This is a genomic window from Sphingomonas sp. YR710 (assembly GCF_900101455.1).
In the GTDB taxonomy this organism is placed as follows: Bacteria; Pseudomonadota; Alphaproteobacteria; order Sphingomonadales; family Sphingomonadaceae; genus Rhizorhabdus.
In genome coordinates, this window is record NZ_FMZJ01000002.1 from 15,698 (window position 1) to 33,804 (window position 18,107).

21 protein-coding genes are annotated in these 18,107 nt (G+C 64.2%); 7 read left to right on the forward strand and 14 right to left on the reverse strand.

All coding sequences use genetic code 11. The features are described 5' to 3' along the window. Positions 1–12: 12 nt before the first annotated feature. The 9 genes from acnA to BLS13_RS02510 form a co-directional block, all read right to left on the reverse strand. Positions 13–2,697 carry an aconitate hydratase AcnA gene (gene acnA, locus BLS13_RS02470; protein ID WP_093449559.1) on the reverse strand — a complete coding sequence of 895 codons (2,685 nt, stop codon included), beginning with the start codon at positions 2,695–2,697 and terminating at the stop codon, positions 13–15. Positions 2,698–2,790: 93 nt separating this feature from the next. Beyond that, entirely contained in the window at positions 2,791–3,225 is a 435-nt protein-coding gene (locus BLS13_RS02475; protein ID WP_093449560.1) for a DUF6628 family protein, read from the reverse strand. Between the two features lie 77 nt (positions 3,226–3,302). After that, on the reverse strand, positions 3,303–4,631 hold the full coding sequence (locus tag BLS13_RS02480; RefSeq protein WP_093449562.1) for a bifunctional folylpolyglutamate synthase/dihydrofolate synthase: 1,329 nt from the start codon (positions 4,629–4,631) through the stop codon (positions 3,303–3,305). 19 nt (positions 4,632–4,650) lie between these two features. Beyond that, entirely contained in the window at positions 4,651–5,505 is an 855-nt protein-coding gene (gene accD / locus BLS13_RS02485; protein WP_093449563.1) for an acetyl-CoA carboxylase, carboxyltransferase subunit beta, read from the reverse strand. Then, the gene (gene trpA / locus BLS13_RS02490; protein ID WP_093449565.1) at positions 5,502–6,317 is read right to left on the reverse strand and encodes a tryptophan synthase subunit alpha; all 816 of its coding nucleotides are present in this window, start codon (positions 6,315–6,317) and stop codon (positions 5,502–5,504) included. The genes accD and trpA overlap by 4 nt, the downstream gene beginning before the upstream one ends. Positions 6,318–6,453: 136 nt before the next feature. Next, entirely contained in the window at positions 6,454–7,686 is a 1,233-nt protein-coding gene (gene trpB, locus BLS13_RS02495; protein WP_093449566.1) for a tryptophan synthase subunit beta, read from the reverse strand. Continuing rightward, complete coding sequence (locus BLS13_RS02500) at positions 7,683–8,327, reverse strand: phosphoribosylanthranilate isomerase (protein ID WP_093449568.1); 645 nt, start codon at positions 8,325–8,327, stop codon at positions 7,683–7,685. Before BLS13_RS02500 ends, trpB begins: the two co-directional genes overlap by 4 nt. Before the next feature lie 54 nt (positions 8,328–8,381). Then, positions 8,382–9,068, reverse strand: a complete 687-nt coding sequence (locus BLS13_RS02505) for a Crp/Fnr family transcriptional regulator (RefSeq protein ID WP_093449569.1) — start codon at positions 9,066–9,068, stop codon at positions 8,382–8,384. Positions 9,069–9,182: 114 nt separating this feature from the next. Further along, positions 9,183–9,608 carry a cupin domain-containing protein gene (locus BLS13_RS02510; protein WP_093449571.1) on the reverse strand — a complete coding sequence of 142 codons (426 nt, stop codon included), beginning with the start codon at positions 9,606–9,608 and terminating at the stop codon, positions 9,183–9,185. A gap of 205 nt (positions 9,609–9,813) precedes the next feature. Here BLS13_RS02510 and BLS13_RS02515 point away from each other — a divergent pair, with 205 nt between their 5' ends. The 6 genes from BLS13_RS02515 to BLS13_RS02540 are packed head-to-tail and all read left to right on the forward strand — an operon-like array spanning position 9,814 to position 13,837. Beyond that, positions 9,814–10,338 (forward strand): hypothetical protein, encoded by a 525-nt coding sequence (locus BLS13_RS02515; RefSeq protein WP_093449572.1) that lies wholly within the window; start codon positions 9,814–9,816, stop codon positions 10,336–10,338. Between the two features lie 44 nt (positions 10,339–10,382). Beyond that, positions 10,383–10,760 (forward strand): fluoride efflux transporter CrcB, encoded by a 378-nt coding sequence (gene crcB / locus BLS13_RS02520; protein WP_093449573.1) that lies wholly within the window; start codon positions 10,383–10,385, stop codon positions 10,758–10,760. After that, a complete protein-coding gene (locus tag BLS13_RS02525) occupies positions 10,757–11,878 on the forward strand; it encodes an RluA family pseudouridine synthase (RefSeq protein ID WP_093449575.1) in 1,122 nt (373 codons plus the stop codon). Before crcB ends, BLS13_RS02525 begins: the two co-directional genes overlap by 4 nt. Then, complete coding sequence (locus BLS13_RS02530; RefSeq protein ID WP_256325673.1) at positions 11,875–12,480, forward strand: FMN-binding negative transcriptional regulator; 606 nt, start codon at positions 11,875–11,877, stop codon at positions 12,478–12,480. The genes BLS13_RS02525 and BLS13_RS02530 overlap by 4 nt, the downstream gene beginning before the upstream one ends. Next, entirely contained in the window at positions 12,477–13,148 is a 672-nt protein-coding gene (locus tag BLS13_RS02535; RefSeq protein WP_093449578.1) for an HAD-IA family hydrolase, read from the forward strand. Before BLS13_RS02530 ends, BLS13_RS02535 begins: the two co-directional genes overlap by 4 nt. After that, a complete protein-coding gene (locus BLS13_RS02540) occupies positions 13,145–13,837 on the forward strand; it encodes an ATP12 family chaperone protein (RefSeq protein WP_093449579.1) in 693 nt (230 codons plus the stop codon). Before BLS13_RS02535 ends, BLS13_RS02540 begins: the two co-directional genes overlap by 4 nt. Positions 13,838–13,839: 2 nt before the next feature. Here BLS13_RS02540 and BLS13_RS02545 read toward each other — a convergent pair whose 3' ends face one another. Next, entirely contained in the window at positions 13,840–14,400 is a 561-nt protein-coding gene (locus BLS13_RS02545; protein ID WP_093449581.1) for a hypothetical protein, read from the reverse strand. Positions 14,401–14,475: 75 nt separating this feature from the next. Continuing rightward, a complete protein-coding gene (gene gmk, locus BLS13_RS02550) occupies positions 14,476–15,114 on the reverse strand; it encodes a guanylate kinase (RefSeq protein WP_093449582.1) in 639 nt (212 codons plus the stop codon). A gap of 112 nt (positions 15,115–15,226) precedes the next feature. Between gmk and BLS13_RS02555 the strand changes: the two genes are divergently transcribed. Then, entirely contained in the window at positions 15,227–15,766 is a 540-nt protein-coding gene (locus BLS13_RS02555; protein WP_176943401.1) for a DUF1697 domain-containing protein, read from the forward strand. Positions 15,767–15,774: 8 nt separating this feature from the next. Here BLS13_RS02555 and BLS13_RS02560 read toward each other — a convergent pair whose 3' ends face one another. The 3 genes from BLS13_RS02560 to gpmA are packed head-to-tail and all read right to left on the reverse strand — an operon-like array spanning position 15,775 to position 18,073. Further along, positions 15,775–16,842, reverse strand: coding sequence for a 5-(carboxyamino)imidazole ribonucleotide synthase (locus tag BLS13_RS02560; protein ID WP_093449585.1), 1,068 nt, complete (start codon positions 16,840–16,842; stop codon positions 15,775–15,777). 10 nt (positions 16,843–16,852) lie between these two features. Further along, positions 16,853–17,341 (reverse strand): 5-(carboxyamino)imidazole ribonucleotide mutase, encoded by a 489-nt coding sequence (purE, locus tag BLS13_RS02565; RefSeq protein ID WP_093449587.1) that lies wholly within the window; start codon positions 17,339–17,341, stop codon positions 16,853–16,855. Between the two features lie 45 nt (positions 17,342–17,386). Continuing rightward, complete coding sequence (gene gpmA, locus BLS13_RS02570; protein WP_093449588.1) at positions 17,387–18,073, reverse strand: 2,3-diphosphoglycerate-dependent phosphoglycerate mutase; 687 nt, start codon at positions 18,071–18,073, stop codon at positions 17,387–17,389. Between the last annotated feature and the right edge of the window lie 34 nt (positions 18,074–18,107).

Sequence of the window (18,107 nt, forward strand, 5' to 3'; positions counted from 1 at the left end):
GGTCGCCCGAATTTATGCTGCGAGTTTGCGCAGCACATATTGCAGGATGCCGCCGTTCAGGAAATATTCCAGTTCGTTGATCGTATCGATCCGGCACTTGGTGAGGAAGGTCTCTGTCGAACCATCGGCGCGGGTCAGCTTGACGATGACCTCCTGGCGCGGCCGCAGATCGGCAACGCCTTCGATCGTGAACAGCTCGGTGCCGTCCAGCTTCAGCGTGCTGCGGTCGATGCCATCGGCGAACTGCAGCGGCAGCACGCCCATGCCGACCAGGTTCGAACGGTGAATCCGCTCGAAGCTCTCGGTGATCACCGCGCGAACGCCGAGCAGGTTGGTGCCCTTCGCCGCCCAGTCGCGCGACGATCCGGTGCCATATTCCTTGCCGGCAACGACGACGAGCGGAGTGCCCTCATCCTTATACTTCATCGCCGCGTCGTAGATCGCCATGACCTCACCCGTCGGGATATGCTTGGTCATGCCGCCTTCGATACCGGGGATCATCTGGTTCTTGATGCGGATGTTGGCAAAGGTGCCCCGCATCATGATTTCGTGATTGCCGCGGCGCGCGCCATAGCTGTTGAAATCGGCCTTGGTCACCTGATGTTCCATCAGGAAGCGGCCCGCCGGGCTGTCGGCCTTGATCGAGCCGGCCGGGCTGATGTGATCGGTGGTGATCGAATCGGCGAAGATCGCGAGTGGGCGTGCCTCGATGATATCACCGACGGCAGCCGGGGTCATCGACATGCCTTCGAAATAGGGCGGGTTGGCGACGTAGGTCGATCCGGCACGCCACGCATAGGTATCGGACCCTTCGACCTCGATCGCCTGCCAGTTCTTGTCGCCCAGGAAGACGTTGGCATAGCGCGCCGAGAACATGCCCGAATCGATGCACGAGGCGACCGTCGAGGCCACTTCCGACGTCGTCGGCCAGATGTCCTTCAGATAGACCGGAGCGCCATCCTTGCTGGTGCCGATCGCTTCCTTGGTGATGTCCTTGGCGGTCGTGCCGAAGATCGAATAGGCAACCACCAGCGGCGGCGACGCAAGGTAGTTGGCGCGCACGTCCGGGGAAACGCGGCCTTCGAAGTTGCGGTTGCCCGAAAGGACCGCCGAAGCGACGAGGTCGTTTGAATTGATTGCCTTGCTGATCGGATCGGCGAGCGGACCCGAATTGCCGATGCAGGTCGTGCAGCCATAGCCGACCAGGTTGAAGCCGAGCGCATCGAGATCCTTGGTCAGGCCAGCGCGATCGAGATAGTCGGTGACGACCTGGCTGCCCGGGGCGAGCGAGGTCTTGACCCACGGCTTGGCGGTGAGGCCCAGCGCGTTGGCCTTGCGCGCGACAAGGCCGGCGGCGACGAGCACCGACGGATTTGACGTATTGGTGCAGCTGGTGATCGCGGCGATCACGACGTCGCCATGGCCCAGATCGAAATCGGCACCCTCGACGGTAACGCGCTTGTCGCCTTCATCGCCCTTCTTGTAGCCGACGGCGAGTTCGGTGTTGAACCCTTCATCGACCAGCGAGAGCAGAACCTTGTCCTGCGGACGCTTCGGGCCGGCGAGCGACGGCTGGACCGTGCTCATGTCGAGATGAAGCGTGTCGGTGAACACCGGATCAGGCGCCGAGGCATCGCGCCAGAAACCCTGCGCCTTGGCATAAGCCTCGACCAGCGCGATATTCTCCGCCGAGCGGCCGGTCAGGCGCATATAGGTGAGCGTGGCGTCGTCGACCGGGAAGAAGCCGCAGGTCGCGCCATATTCGGGCGCCATATTGGCGATCGTCGCGCGATCGGCGAGGCTGAGCGCGTCGAGGCCCGGGCCATAAAATTCGACGAAGCGGCCGACCACGCCCTTGGCGCGCAACAGCTGCGTAACGGTCAGGACCAGATCGGTGGCCGTAATGCCCTCGGACAATGTGCCATCGAGCTTGAAGCCGACCACTTCGGGAATCAGCATCGACACGGGCTGGCCCAGCATCGCCGCCTCCGCCTCGATGCCGCCCACGCCCCAACCCAGCACACCGAGGCCGTTGACCATCGTGGTGTGACTGTCGGTGCCTACGCAGGTATCGGGATAAGCGACCAGCGCTCCCGAGCCATCGGCGGAGCTCCAGATCGTCTGCGCCAGATTTTCGAGATTTACCTGGTGGCAGATGCCGGTGCCGGGCGGCACGACCTTGAAATTATTGAGCGCCTTCGAGCCCCAGCGCAGGAATTCATACCGCTCGCCATTGCGATCATATTCGAGCGCAACGTTCTCGTCGAACGCCTTGGGCGTACCGAAATTATCGACCATCACCGAGTGATCGATGACGAGATGGACCGGAACGAGCGGATTGATCTTGTGCGCATCGCCGCCGAGCGCGGTCATCGCATCGCGCATCGCAGCCAGATCGACGACACAGGGAACCCCGGTGAAATCCTGCATCAGCACACGCGCGGGGCGATACTGGATCTCACGATCGGACTTCCGTTCCTTCTGCCAGTCGACCAGCGCCTGAACGTCCTCGGTGGTAACGGTGACACCATCTTCGAAGCGGAGAAGGTTTTCGAGCAACACCTTCATCGAGAAAGGCAAACGGGAAATATCACCGAGCTTCTCGGCCGCTTTTGGCAGCGAATAATAGGCATAATGCTTGCCATCGACATTCAGAGTGTCACGGGTTTTGAGAGTGTCCTGTCCGACGGCCGTCATGTCCTGCCCCCTATGCTGCAAACGCGAATATTGCCGCGGCTATAGCGAGCAGAAAAGCGAAGGGGAAGGGCTCGAACGGCCCGAAACGGACGCTCAGTTCGGCACGATCGGTCGCCCGAGATCGGCAAAGGCCTGCTCAACCGCCTGAGCGCTCGACAAAAGCCCAAGACAGGTCGGAACGCCGCACAACCCTGACAGCATATCATGCGCGGCATGGGGGGCGACGGCGGCGAGGCCGATCGCCCCGATCAGTGCCGATTCGCCTGCCGTCATCCGCACGCAGCACAATGGCGCGATCAGAATCGAGCGTATCGACACCCGCGACAATTCCGCCACCAACGCGCGAACCAGCACCAGCGGGCGCCGATAGGACAGCCCGAATGTACCGATCAGCGCATGGGTGGCATGTGCATCCTGAAGCCCAGCGACGCCCATGCGCCGGATCGCGAACAGCACCAGCCTGGCGCCGTCACTGTCGGGCACATCATATGAGAGAAGGTCGCCGATCGACCCGTCCTGATTCCGCATGCGTTCGCTCCTTCATCACAGGATGACAGGAAACATTAAACGCTATTGCGAGTCAATCTCAATAATGACCGTATAACTCAGTCCGGGATCGTTCCATTCTCGGCCAGCACGCGACCGGCGAGATAGAGCGAACCGGCGATCAATATCATCGGGGGCGGTCCGTTGCCCGAATCTGCCGCGATCGCGCTCAGCGCCGCTCGAGGATCGGCCGCCGCCGTTCCGGCGAAACCGCTTGCCATCGCCAACCCCGCCAGCCGGTCGGGTGCATGGTGCGCATGGCCCGGCACCGGCACCGCATGGATATGCGCGCGCATTTCGCCGAGCGCCTGCAAAAAGCCGCTCGCATCCTTGTTTTCAAGCAGGCCGAGGATGATGTGGAACGGCCGATCGGCGGTCAGACGGGTCCGAAAAAATTCGCCGATCGCACGCGCAGCCGCGGGATTATGTCCGCCGTCCAGCCACAGCTCGGCGCCCGGCGGCAGCAGCGCCGTCAGTTCGCCTTCGTGCAGATGCTGAAGGCGCGCTGGCCATTCGGCCCACCCCATCGCCGCGCGCAAAGCGGACGCAGGGACAGAAATCGCTTGTTGGTGGCGTAGCATCGCCACCGCCAGGCCGGCATTCATCGCCTGATGGCCACCCGCCAGCCCCGGCAATGGCAGATCGAGCTTCCCCGCCGCGTCGCGATAATGAAGGCGATTCTGGTAGGCCGCCGCGTCCCACGCCCCACCCTTCACCAGCCAAAGCGCGCCGACATCTTGGATGACCGATCCGATGCGGTTGGCAACCCCTGCAGGATAATGGAGCGTCGCGATCGGCACGCCCGGCTTGGCGATCCCCGCTTTTTCGGCCGCGATATCCTCGATCGTGTCGCCCAGAAACGCCTGATGGTCGACGCCGAGCTGCGCAATCCCGCAGATTACGGGCCGCGCGATCACGTTGGTCGCATCGAGCCGCCCGCCGAGGCCGACCTCCACGATGCACACATCCGCCGGGGTCCGCGCAAAGGCGAGCAATGCCGCCGCCGTCGTCACCTCGAAGAAACTGGGGCCGATACCGTCGGCGACGTCGAGCACCTCGGCCAGCAACGCCGCCAGCATCTCATCGGAAATCAGCCGCCCGGCGATCCGGATCCGCTCGTTGAAGCGCACGAGATGCGGGCTGGTAAAGACATGCGCGACCTGCCCCGATGCCTCGACCGCTGCGCGCAGATAGGCACAGGTCGATCCCTTGCCGTTGGTTCCGGCGACATGGAAAACGGGCGGCAGATCATGTTCGGGGTTGCCGAGCCGATCGAGCAGGCGGGTGATGCGTTCGAGCCCGAGGATATCGGCACCCGGCGAGAGCAAGGTCAGGCGGTCGAGTTGCACCTGGACGGCGGGGGAGTCGGAGGTAGCGAAGTCGGCCATTACGCCCCCTCCCCTGAACTCACGCCGCCTTCTTCCCCGGGCACAAATAATCAATCAGTCGCGCCAGTTCCCCGCGCAGATTCCGCCGTTCCACCACCATGTCGAGCATGCCATGATCGAGCAGATATTCGGCCCGCTGGAATCCCTCGGGCAATTTTTCGCGAATCGTCGTTTCGATCACACGCTGGCCGGCGAAACCGATCAACGCCCCTGGCTCGGCAAGCTGCACGTCGCCGAGCATCGCATAGGACGCGGTCACGCCGCCCGTCGTCGGATCGGTCATCACCACGATGTACGGCAGCCCGGCCTCGCGCAGCTTTGCGATCGCCACGGTCGTGCGCGGCATCTGCATCAGCGACAATATGCCTTCCTGCATCCGTGCGCCGCCGGCCGCCGTGAAGATGATATAGGGACATTTGTCCTCGATTGCCGCCATGGCACCGGCCACGAACGCCGCGCCGACGGCAAGCCCCATCGATCCGCCCATGAAGGCGAAATCCTGCACGCCGACAACGGCCTTGAAACCCTCGATCGTCCCCCGCGCGTTGATCAGGGCGTCCTGCTCGCCGGTATTGGTGCGCGCGGCCTTGATCCGATCGGTGTAGCGCTTGGTGTCGCGGAACTTCAGCGGATCCTCGCGAACCTGTGGCGTCGGCAGCGGCGTATAGACTCCGCCATCGAACAGCTGATCGAACCGCGCATCGGGGCCGATCCGGCCATGATGGCCGCATTTCGGGCAGACCGAAAGATTCTCTTCATATTCCTTCATGAAGATCATCTGCGCGCAGGCCGGGCATTTATACCATAAATTGTCCGGCCCCTCGCGCTTGGCAATGAACGGGATCTTCTTACGGACGCGATCGAGCCAGCTCATGCAGCCTTCTCCCGGACGGCGCCGCGGACCGCGGCGCTCAGCGTGGAAATGAACGCGCGGACCGGCGCGGCGGCCTGCGCACCATGTTCCCCGATCAGCTCGACGATCGCCGATCCCACGACGACGCCGTCCGCCACCCGTCCGATCGCCGCCGCCTGTTCCGGCCCGCGAACGCCGAAGCCCACGGCGATCGGCAGATCGGTGCTGGCCTTCAGCCGCGCAACAGCTTCGTCGATGCTCGCCTGCCCGGCCTGCTGCGATCCGGTGATCCCCGCGACCGACACATAATAGAGAAAGCCCGACGCCTGATCGAGCACCGCCGGCAGCCGGGCCGCATCCGTCGTCGGCGTCGCCAGCCGGACGAGATCGACGCCCGCTGCGCGCAATTGCGGCCCAAGCTCCAGATCCTGTTCGGGCGGCAGATCGACACAGATCACACCGTCGACCCCGGCCTTCGCAGCAACCTCCGCGAACCAGGCCGCCCCCCGACGCACCATCGGATTGGCATAGCCCATCAGCACCAGCGGAACATGCGGGTGCCGCCCCCGGAAGTCGGTCGCGATCCGCAGCAGATCGTCGGTCGTCGTGCCAGCCGCCAGCGCGCGCAAATTGGCGCGCTGGATCGCCGGGCCATCGGCCATAGGATCGGTGAACGGCATGCCGAGTTCGATCACGTCGGCTCCGCCCTCGACGAGCGCATCGAGGATCGCCGGCATCGCCGCCGGCGTCGGATCACCACCGGTGACAAATGCCACCAGCGCGGCCCGGCCCTCGGCACGCGTGCGGGCGAAGGTTTCCGCGAGGCGGGTCATCGTAAAAGCCCCTCCCTGCATAGGGAGGGGTTGGGGTGGGTTACGCCGGTCGAGATGGCAAACGGGTTTGCCGTCCCAAGCCGGACTGACCCACCCCCGGCCCCTCCCTTGGCAGGGAGGGGAGAAGAAGAAGCACTCATATTTCGACTCCCAGCGTCTTCGCGACGGTGAAGATATCCTTGTCCCCGCGCCCGCTGAGATTGACAACGATCAGCTTGTCGCGATCCATCGTCGGCGCGATCTGCTCGGCCGCTGCAAGCGCATGCGCCGATTCGAGCGCCGGAATGATGCCCTCGAGCTTCGAGAGCGTCTGGAAGCTTGCCAGCGCCTCGGAATCGGTCACCGGATGATAGCGGACCCGGCCAATATCATGGAGCCAGCTATGCTCGGGGCCGATACCCGGATAATCGAGCCCGGCCGAGATCGAATGTGCCTCGGTGATCTGGCCGTCCTCGTCCTGCAGCAGGAAGGTGCGGTTGCCATGAAGCACACCGGGCTCGCCGCCGGCGATGCTCGCGGCATGTTTGCCGGTCTCGACCCCCTCGCCAGCCGCCTCGACGCCGATCATCTCGACCTCGGGATCGTCGAGAAACGGATGGAACAGGCCGATCGCATTGGAGCCACCGCCAACCGGCGCGATCAGCATGTCGGGAAGCCGGCCCTCGGCTTCGAGGATCTGCACGCGGGTTTCATGGCCTATGATCGACTGGAAATCGCGCACCAGCTCCGGATAGGGGTGCGGACCGGCGGCGGTGCCGATGATGTAGAACGTATCATGCACATTCGCGACCCAGTCGCGCAGCGCATCGTTCATCGCATCCTTCAGCGTCTGCGAGCCGGACGTGCAGGCGCGGACTTCGGCGCCCAGCAGCCGCATGCGGAACACGTTCGGCTGCTGCCGCTCGATATCGCGTGCGCCCATGAAGATGGTGCAGGGCAGGCCGAAACGCGCCGCGACCGTCGCGGTGGCAACGCCGTGCTGGCCGGCGCCGGTCTCGGCGATGATCCGGGTCTTGCCCATGCGGCGGGCGAGCAGGATCTGGCCGATGCAATTGTTGATCTTGTGCGCGCCGGTGTGATTCAGTTCCTCGCGCTTCAGATAGATCTTGGCGCCCTTGCCGTCAGCGGCGCCCTCCCGCAGCCATTCGGTCAACCGCTCGGCATAATAAAGCGGGCTCGGCCGGCCGACATAATGCTTCATCAGATCGTCGAACTCGGCCTTGAACGCCGGATCGGCCTGCGCCGCGCGATATTCGCGTTCGAGATCGAGGATCAGCGGCATCAGCGTCTCGGAGACGTAGCGCCCGCCGAACTGGCCGAACTGTCCCCGGGCGTCGGGCCCGGTGCGGAGGGAATTGGCGATGGTCATAATGAAGCGATCCGTTGGAGGAAGGCGGCGATCTTGTCCACATCCTTGATGCCCGGTGCGCTTTCGACACCGGACGATGTATCGATCAGGCGCGCGCCGGTAATGCCGACCGCGCGCTCGACATTGTCGACGCCGATCCCGCCCGACAGCGCCCAGGGCTGCGCGTGGATCACGCCTTCAAGCAGCATCCAGTCGAAGCGCAGCCCCATGCCGCCGGGCAAGGCCGCGCCCTTCGGCGTCTTGGCATCGTAGAGGATCAGATCGACGAGGCCGGCATAGGGCTTCGCGCCGTCGAGATCGCTGCGTGTCCGCACCGAAACCGCCTTCCACACCGGCACGCCATGCGCAGCACGAATCGCCGCGATCCGATCCGGCGTTTCATTGCCATGCAGCTGGATGGTATCAATCCCGCCACGCGCGATTGCGTGCGCCAGCAGCGCATCGTCTGGATCAACGAACACCCCGACCTTGCGGACATGGTCGGGCACTATCGCCGCCAGCGCGCCGGCGCGATCGGGCTCGATATGACGCGGGCTCTTCGGGAAAAAGACGAAACCGACATGGCTCGCCCCGTGCCGCACGGCGGCACCCACGGTTTCGGGCGTCGAAAGCCCGCAGATCTTGGCGGTCACGCGTTGCATGAGGCCGCGTTTCGGCCCGCGAGGCGGCTGCGTCAAGCCGAAGGCTGTCCGCGATCAGTAAACCGCTTCGGCGATCTGCGTCAGATATTCGGCATCAATGATGCGGATCTTTCCCTGCGACAGCTCGATCACGCCCTCGGTCGCCCAGATCGAGAGCTGACGGTTGATATTCTCGCGACTGATCCCGACGAAATTGCCCAATTCGCTCTGGCTGAGGTCGCGGGTCAGCTTGGCGCCATGGATCTTCTGATCGGTCAGGCGCTTGAGATAACGGGCGAGGCGCGGCGCCGTCGTGAACGCCCGGTCGCTCTCGATCGTCGTATCGGTCTGCCGCAGCCGCCGCGCCATCTCACGCAACAGCCGGATGGCCACCTTGGGATGGCGTTCGATGAACCCTTCGAAAGCCCCACGGCTCAGGCGCAGGAAACGCCCTTCCCACATCGCGGTCACCGATGCGGTGCGTGGCTCGCCATCGAGCACCGCGATTTCACCCAGCACCGCGCCGGGCTCGGCATAATCGAGAATGATCTCGCGTCCGTTCGGCGTCACCATGCTGACCCGCGCAACGCCCTCGAGGATGATCACCAGCGAATCGCCTTCGTCGCCCTGACGCAGGATCGTGTCGTTCGCCTTGGTGACATGGCCCTTGCCGACCGACAGAAGATCGGCCAGCTCGTCCAGCGTGCAGGCGGCAAAGACGCTTTTTTGGGGCAGGAGTGTGGCAAGCTGCTCTGGTGTCATGGAAACGGCCTGATCCCCCTGTATCAGCGAGCAAGGCACCCCGAAGCCCCGCCTGCTCCGTGTCCCGAAATGTGACGACCGCGCAGGCGAAATGCAAGGCCAACCGCGCGGAAATCATATGCCGGGCCGCCAATCAGGCGGGGCCAGCTCGAACCCGTCGAAGCGGAAACCCGGCGAGACGACGCATGACACGAGACACCAGCCGGACCCGGCCTCGGCCGCCTGCCACCAGCCGGTCGGCACGATCGCCTGCGGACGATGCCCGGCGAGCGGATCCGGCCCGACGCGGATCGGTTCGACCGGCCCGGCCGCGTCGGCGGCAAGGCTGAGCGTCAACGGATGGCCGGCATGAAACAGCCATAGCTCCTCGGCATCGACCCGGTGCCAGTGCGAGCGTTGCCCGGCCTCCAGCAGGAAGTAGATCGCGGTCGCCCTGCCCCGCCCCTCGCCCGGCGCCCGCCATGTCTCGCGATACCAGCCGCCTTCCGGATGGGGGGCCAAGCCCAGCAAATCGACGATCCTGCGGGCCTCTTCGGACATGGTGAACCCCTATCAAAGATGAACGGCTTGTTGTTTTCGGTTCACGCAACGCCGCGACGTTTCACTTGTTCTATCCTTAGTAACTGTCGCGCTGCGTAAACAAGGGCCCTGCCGGAAACGGCGGGGTCCTTGCACAATCGCCCTTTTGCTTGCCTCTCCCAGCTCACGTCATATGATGATCGAAACGTAACCGGCGGAGGCTGCGATGCGGGCGAAATATCTTGTAGCGACACTGCCACTCCTGCTCGCCGCATGTCAGGTGAAGGTCGGCAAGGACAGCGCCGACGACAATATCAGTTCGGTGTCCGTCGACGGCGAAGGCAATGTGGCCGTATCTGCCAGTGGCGGCGCGCAGGGCGTATCGGTGTCGGTGCCCGGATTCCAGGCGAAGGTGAATATTCCCGGCCTCGAGCTAGGCAGCGACCATATGGATATCGACGGGATGAAGCTCTATCCCGGCACCAGGGTCACCAGTGTCAACGTGAATGGCAAGGAAGGTGAAGGCGGAGGCGTAGTCATGGCCTTTACCAGCCCCGGCGCTCCAGCCCAGATCGCCCAATATTATGCCGATGCCGCCAGGCAGCACGACTTCACCGATATTTCGGTGAACAACGACAACGCAAAATCGACCCTCACCGCCACCAAACCCGATGGCGACCGGCTGACAATCGCACTGGCGCCGGCGGGAGAGGGCTCGTCGGGCCGGATTACCGTGATCGATTCGCAATAGCGCCTGCACTGGCGCATTTTCGCTACAGCGGCTAAAGGGCGCGCATGCCCCCCTTGTTCCTCGTCATGATCGGCGGCGCCATCGGCGCAGGCTTCCGATATCAGATCAGCTCGGTCGCGCTGCGTCACCTCGGCCCCGGCTTTCCCTATGGCACATGGGCGATCAACCTGCTCGGCGGCTTTCTGATGGGGTTGCTCGCCGGCGTACTCGCGCGTCTGGACATAAGCGGCGAGCAGCTGCGCCTGCTGCTCGGCGTCGGCATACTCGGCGGCTTCACCACATTTTCCTCCTTCAGTCTTGAGACGTTCAACATGATTTCGCGCGGCCAGCATGTGATGGCCGCCGCTTATGCCGTGTCGTCGGTCGTCGGATCGGTGCTGTTGCTGATCCTCGGGCTGTCTCTTTCACGGATATTCGCATGACCGACACACCTTCCACGCCGCCTCTGGGCGAGATTCGCCAGTTCACCGTCGGGTTCGACGATGACGGCATAAGGCTCGACCGCTGGTTCAAACGGCATCTTCCTGATACCAGCTTCAACATCGTCTCGCGCTGGGCGCGCACCGGCCAGCTGCGGATCGATGGCCGCCGCGCCACGCCCGGCGACCGGATCGAAGCCGGCCAGATCCTGCGCGTGCCACCCGCCGAATCGGTTCCGGTCCCGGTACAGGCGCCGAAGGTGAAGCGCGATCGTGCGCCTCTGTCCGATGACGAGACCGATTTCATCCGCAGCCTGATCATTCATCAGGACAAGCAGGCGTTCGTGATCAACAAGCCGCCCGGCCTCGCGACGCAGGGCGGGACCAAGACCGACAAACATGTCGACGGGCTGCTCGACGGGCTGCAATTTGATTCGGAAAACCGTCCCAAGCTCGTCCACCGGCTCGACAAGGATACGTCGGGCGTGTTGCTCCTCGCGCGGACGTCGCGTGCCGCTGCCCATTTCGCCAAGGCCTTCAGCAGCCGCACCGCGCGCAAGGTGTACTGGGCGCTCGTCGCCGGCGTTCCCTCGATCGAAGACGGCATGATCGAGTTGCCGATCGGCAAACAGCCCGGAAGTGGTGGCGAGAAGATGCACGTCGACACGAAGGAGGGCAGCCCGGCGCGCACGCGCTACCGGGTGATCGAGGTGGCGGGCAACCGCGCTTGCTGGGTCGAGCTGCAACCTTATACCGGCCGTACCCACCAGTTGCGCGTCCACATGGCGGCGATCGGCCATCCGATCGTCGGCGACGGCAAATATGGCGGCATCGAATGCTTCCTGACCGGCGATATCAGCCGCAAGATGCATCTCCATGCCCGCCGCCTGAAGGTCGACCATCCCGATGGCGGCGTCATCGACATCGTCGCCGAATTGCCCCCGCATTTTGCGGAAAGTTTGAAAAATCTCGGCTTCGACGAGAAATTGGGCGATCTGCTGCCGGTCGATGAGGTCAAGGCGATCGACACGCCCGAAGGCAAGCGCCGCCTGATCGCCAACAAGGCGAAGGACGCCCGCCGCGCCCGCAAGGGCGAACGGCGAGGACGCAGCCGCGCGTGACGCACCCAGCGAAAGCCTTTGACTGGGACGACCTTCCGGCGATGCGGGCATTTGCTCGACGGGTGGCGTTCGCCCATGTCTTCACCTCCACAGCTGACGGCGCGATAATGGTGGGACATGCGCCGTTACGGGTTGATGAGGACGGCTCGATCCGCTTCCATCTATCGCGCGGCAATCGCATTACGCCGCATCTCCGTGGAGCGAACGTCCTCGCAAGCATCACCGACAGCGATTTCTATGTCAGTCCCGACTGGTATGCCGATACAGATAGTGTGCCGACCTGGGATTATATCGCGGTGGAGATCGAAGGCAGTGCCCGCGCGCTCGGCGAAGCGGAATTAATCGCCCTGCTCGACGATCTCAGCGCCGAGCATGAAGCCCGCCTCACCCCCAAAAAGCCCTGGACCCGCACCAAGATGGCCGAAGGCCGGTTTGCGGCAATGCTGCCAGCGATATGCGGCTTCGCGATCGACGCGCCCGCGTGGCGCGGCACGCGCAAGCTCAGCCAAAATCGCACGGCCGAAGATCGCGCAGGCGTTGTCGCCGCATTGCGCGCCGCCGGCCGGCTCGATCTCGCTACGCTCGTCGAGACGCGGCCATGAACCGCCTCGCCATCTTCGATTGCGACGGCACTCTGGTCGACAGCCAGGCCAACATCTGCCGCGCGATGACCGAGGCGTTCGCGCTGCACGGCCTCGCTCTGCCCGATGATCGCGCGATCCGCCGGGTGGTCGGCCTCAGCCTGGTCGAGGCGATGCAGGCGTTGCTGCCCGACGCGGCGCCCTCGCTCCATGCACAGCTCGGCGCCGACTATAAGCTCGCTTTTCAAAAGCTGCGGGGCCATGGCCTTGTCGACGAGCCTTTGTTCGCCGGCATTGCAGAGTGCCTCGCCGCACTCGAGGCCGATGGCTGGCTGCTCGGCGTCGCCACCGGAAAATCGGATCGCGGCTTGATCCACTGCCTCGAATACCATGGGTTGCGCGGCGCCTTCGTCACCTTGCAGACCGCCGATCGCCACCCCTCCAAGCCGCACCCCTCAATGATTCATGAGGCCATGGGCGATGCCGGCGCCAGCCCCGCAACGACGGTGATGATCGGTGACACGAGCTTCGATGTCGGCATGGCGCGGGCCGCCCGCTGCACCGCAATCGGGGTCGCCTGGGGCTATCATGAGGCCGACGAGCTGCTCGCGGAAGGCGCGCATTTCGTCGCCGATCGTCCCGATCAGCTCCCTGCTATCCTTTCATCCGCTATCGGGCTCACACAGTGAAGCGTTTCTACACGGACGTGGCGATCGAATCGGTCGAGGGCGGCCATGCGATCCGGCTTGACGGTCGCGGCGTGAAAACACCGGCACGCGCGCCGCTGGCGGTGCCGACGCTCGCGCTCGCGCAGGCGATCGCCACCGAATGGGAAGCGCAGAGCGAAAAGATCGATCCCTGGTCGATGCCGCTGACCGGGCTCGCCAATGCGGCGATCGACAAGGTCGCCATCGACCGTGACACCTTCGTGAACAGCACCGCCGCTTTCGGCGAAACCGATCTGCTCTGCTATCGCGCCGACGGTCCCGACCCGCTGGTCGAACGGCAGGCCGAGCAATGGGACAAGCTGCTCGCCTGGGCGCAGGCGCGCTACGACGTCACTTTCGTGCTGGCCACCGGAATCGTCCATCGCCCCCAGCCGCCCCGGACACTCGAACGATTGCACGCCGCAGTCGCGGCTTATGATGCCTTCCGCCTCGTCGCGCTGCAGCCGCTGGTCACGATTAGCGGATCGCTGGTGATCGCGCTTGCGCTCGCCGAGGGGGCGATCGACGCGCGCGAAGGCTTCGATGCCGCCCATCTCGACGAATTGTGGCAGGCCGAATTATGGGGCGAGGACTGGATGGCCACCGACGCCCGCGACGCCCGCCGCCGCGATTTCGAGGCCGCAGCGCGGTTCATCGCACTGCTGGTCTGAAATTACTGCGCCGGCCCTTTGGGCAGGAACCAGCGGCAAACCACCAGACCGGCCACCGCGAGACCGATGAAATCCCCCAGGAACAGATAGATGAAATAGCCCCAGCCATAATGGTTGAACACGGGCTGGCCGAGATCGAGATAGAAGGTCGCCGCCAGCGCGAAAAGGATCGCCACCTTTGCCCGGCTCGCGAAGTCCGTCACCCTGCCGGCAATCACGCCCATCGCCACCGCGACCGCCAGCCCGGTGAGCAGCGCCATGCCGAGCCCCACCAGCAGCGATGCCGAATCCATCACCGGGAAGCCGGCGGTGTTGAAATGCACGGTCGCGATCGGCCCCTTGCCGAACAAGACGGTTCCCTGACCCGTCCCAGGCGACGGGATCAGGTAGGTACCGGTGCCCGACAATGTGAGGTTTTGCGCCAACGCCGCCTGCACCGCCGCCGCCTGGCTATCGTCGATCGACTTGAACGCCAGCGCGCTCAGCGGCGTACCCCAGAAGACGAAGCCCACGAAATACATCGCGAAACCGCCCAGCAGTCCGCCCAACAGAGTCTTCGCCATCCCGGCTCTCCCGTTTCTCGCAACCCCGCGAGACGAGGCTAGACCCGTAAGCCGGAAACGAACAGCCGCAATCGATCAGCCCTGCGGCATCAACTTGCGGACGAAACCGATCAACCCGGTCTGCCGACTGCGCTTCAAACGCTCGGCATCGAGGATCTGGCGAACCTCTTCGAAACAGGCATCGACATCGTCGTTGACGAGCACATAATCATAGCCATCCCAGTGACTGATCTCGGCCGCGGCCCGATCCATCCGGCCCTGTATCACTTCGTGGCTATCGGTTCCCCGCGCGCGCAACCGGCGATCCAGTTCCTCAAGCGATGGCGGCAGGATGAAGACGCGCACGACATCGCCGCCCCAATTCTGATAGAGTTGCTGGGCGCCCTGCCAGTCGATGTCGAACAGCACGTCGAGGCCGGAATTGAGCATCTTCTCGACGGGACCGCGCGGCGAACCATAACGGTGGCCGAACACATGCGCCCATTCGAGGAAATCGCCCGCCGCCACCATGGCGCGGAAACGCTCGAGATCGACGAAGTGATAGTCCTTGCCATCGACCTCGCCGGGGCGAATCGGCCGGGTGGTCGCGGACACCGACATGCGGATCTGGTCGTCGCTGGCCAATAATCGCCTGGCGATGGTGGACTTCCCCGCACCGGAGGGAGACGAAAGCACGAACAGAACGCCGCGACGCTTCAAAATCTTGTGAGCCATGGCGGCTATTGCGCCGGGGACGGGCTTTGCGTCAATCTCCCACATGCCCCGGTGCCGTCGCGCCGAAACGCAACATCCGCTCGCTACTGTTCGAGACGATTGGAGAGTTCTGGTGGAAAAGACGATCGTCCTGCTGCGCGGAATCAATGTCGGCGGCAAACGCAAGCTGGCGATGGCGGAGTTGCGCAAGGCGGCGATATCGGCCGGAATCGCCGACTTCCAGACCTACATCCAGAGCGGCAACCTGCTATTTTCGGCGGCCAGCGCCGCCGACGCCGAAACGAAGATCGAGGCGCTGGCGAAGGCGGATTTCGATATGGCGATCGAAGCCATTGCCCGGACAGCACGCCAGTGGAGCGCTTATGCATCCGGATCGCCCTTTCCGGACGCCGAGAAGGATCGCCCGAATCTGCTTCACCTCGGCATTTCGAAGCAAAGGCCCGCCGACGATATCGCCGAAAAGCTGCGCGAACGCGCAAAACATGGCGAGCAGATCATCGTTATCGGCGATGCGATCTGGATCGACTTCGTGAACGGGGTCGCCGATTCGAAGCTATCGCCGGCGGCGCTCGACAAGGCGGCGGGATCGACCGTCACGATGCGCAACTGGCGCACCGTCTGCAAATTGGCCGAGATGCTCGCCGAAGGTTAGCGCGCGGATCAATCGAAGAACAGCCGCGTCACATGGCCCATCTTGCGGCCCGGCCGCGCCTGCCCTTTTCCGTAAAGGTGGAGGTGCGCATTCGGATCCGAGAGGATCATCGCCCAGTCATCGGCCTGTTCGCCGATCAGGTTTCGCATCTCGACGCGCGGCGCCGCCAGTGCGGTGCTGCCGAGCGGCAGGCCGGCAATCGCGCGGATATGGTTTTCGAACTGCGAGATCACCGCGCCCTCGATCGTCCAATGACCGCTATTGTGGACGCGCGGCGCCATTTCGTTGAATACCGGGCCATCCGCGCTGTCGAAAAACTCGATCGCCAGCACGCCGACATAATCGAGCGCATCGACGATCCTCAGCGCCAGATCGCCCGCTTCGCGCCGCGCGTCTTCGCAGACGCCTTCGGCCGGCGCCGTCGACAGGGCCAGAATGCCATGATCGTGGACGTTGAGCACCGTATCCCACAACCGGTGGCTGCCATCCGGGCCGCGCACGACCAACAGGGAGAATTCGTGCTCGAAGCCCACGAACCCCTCAAGCACCGCCGGGCTCCCGCCGATCGCGGCCCACGCCGCATCGGCATCGGCAACCGTTTTCAGCCGCGCCTGTCCCTTGCCGTCATAGCCGAAGCGGCGCGTCTTGAGGATCGCCGGTGCGCCGATCTCGGCCAGCGCCGCATCCAGCTCGGCACGGTCCGATACCGCACGCCATGGCGCCGGACGACCGCCGAGATCCTCGACGAACTGCTTTTCGAGGGCACGGTCCTGCGCGATCGCCAGCGCCCGGCAGTTGGGCAGCACCGGCACGCTCAAGGTCACCAGCGGCTCGACCGGCACATTTTCGAACTCATAGGTGAGCACGTCGACCGTCTCGGCAAAAACGGACAGCGCCACGGCATCGGCATAAGCGCCCTGCACCCAGCGCGAGCAGACATCTGCCGCCGGGCCGCTCGGCTCCGGCGCATAGACCGCGCAGCGATAGCCGAGATTGGCCGCCGCCATTGCCAGCATCCGGCCGAGCTGCCCCCCGCCAATAATGCCGATCGTGCTTCCTGGCGGCAGCGGCGGCACCGGACCTCGATCAGTCAAAGGGTTCGACTGCGACATCGGCGGTCTGCTGCGCGCGCCAGGCATCGAGCCGTGCAGCGAGCGCGGGATCGTTATTGGCCAGCATCGCCGCCGCCAGCAGTGCCGCGTTGATCGCGCCGGGCTTGCCGATCGCAAGCGTGCCGACCGGGATGCCGCCGGGCATCTGGACGATCGACAACAGGCTATCCATGCCCTTGAGCGACTTGCTTTCGACCGGCACGCCGAGCACCGGCAACCGCGTCATCGCGGCCGTCATGCCGGGCAGGTGCGCGGCACCGCCGGCGCCGGCGATGATCGCCTGCAGCCCGCGCCCGACCGCGCCCGTCGCATAATCATAGAGCCGTTGGGGTGTGCGATGCGCGGAGACCACGCGCGTCTCATGCGGCACTCCAAGCGCTTCGAGCGTTTCCGCAGCATGACGCATCGTTTCCCAATCGGAACGACTCCCCATGATGATTCCGATCAGCGGCGCTTTGGCCATGTCTGTCGTATTCCCCTATCCTCAAAAGCCGATCATAGCGTCCGATCAGCGTTCGGACAGATAATAACGATCCTTAGCGCTCAGATCGTCGGCCAGTTCATAGACGATCGGCTGGCCGGTCGGAATTTCCAGTTCGGTGATCTCGTCATCGGGAATGTTCGAGAGATGCTTGACGAGCGCGCGCAACGAATTGCCATGCGCCGAGATCACCACCCTTTTGCCGGCCTTGAGGTCCGGCGCGATCCTGGTCTCCCAATAAGGCAGCACCCGCGCGATCGTGTCCTTCAGGCTCTCGGTGTTCGGAATCGGAATACCCGCATAACGGCGATCCTTGCCGAGATCGAACTCGCTGCCGGCCTCCAGCACCGGCGGCGGGATATCGAAGCTGCGACGCCAGATCTTGACCTGCGCATCGCCATGAATCGCGGCCGTCTGCGCCTTGTCGAGGCCGGTCAGCCCGCCATAATGGCGCTCGTTGAGGCGCCAGTCCTTTTCCACCGGCAACCACAGCCGGCCCATCGCTTCGAGCGCGAGATTGAGCGTCTTGATCGCGCGCGTCTGGAAGCTCGTATAGCACTGATCGAAATCGAGGCCCTTGGCCTTCATCAGCTCGCCGGCGGCGATCGCCTCGGCAATGCCCTTCTCCGTCAGGTTGACATCCCACCAGCCGGTGAAGCGATTTTCCAGATTCCATGCAGATTGACCGTGGCGGATCAGAACGAGCGTCGGCATCAAAGTCTCCGTCGGGAAAGTTGCGCCCTCATAT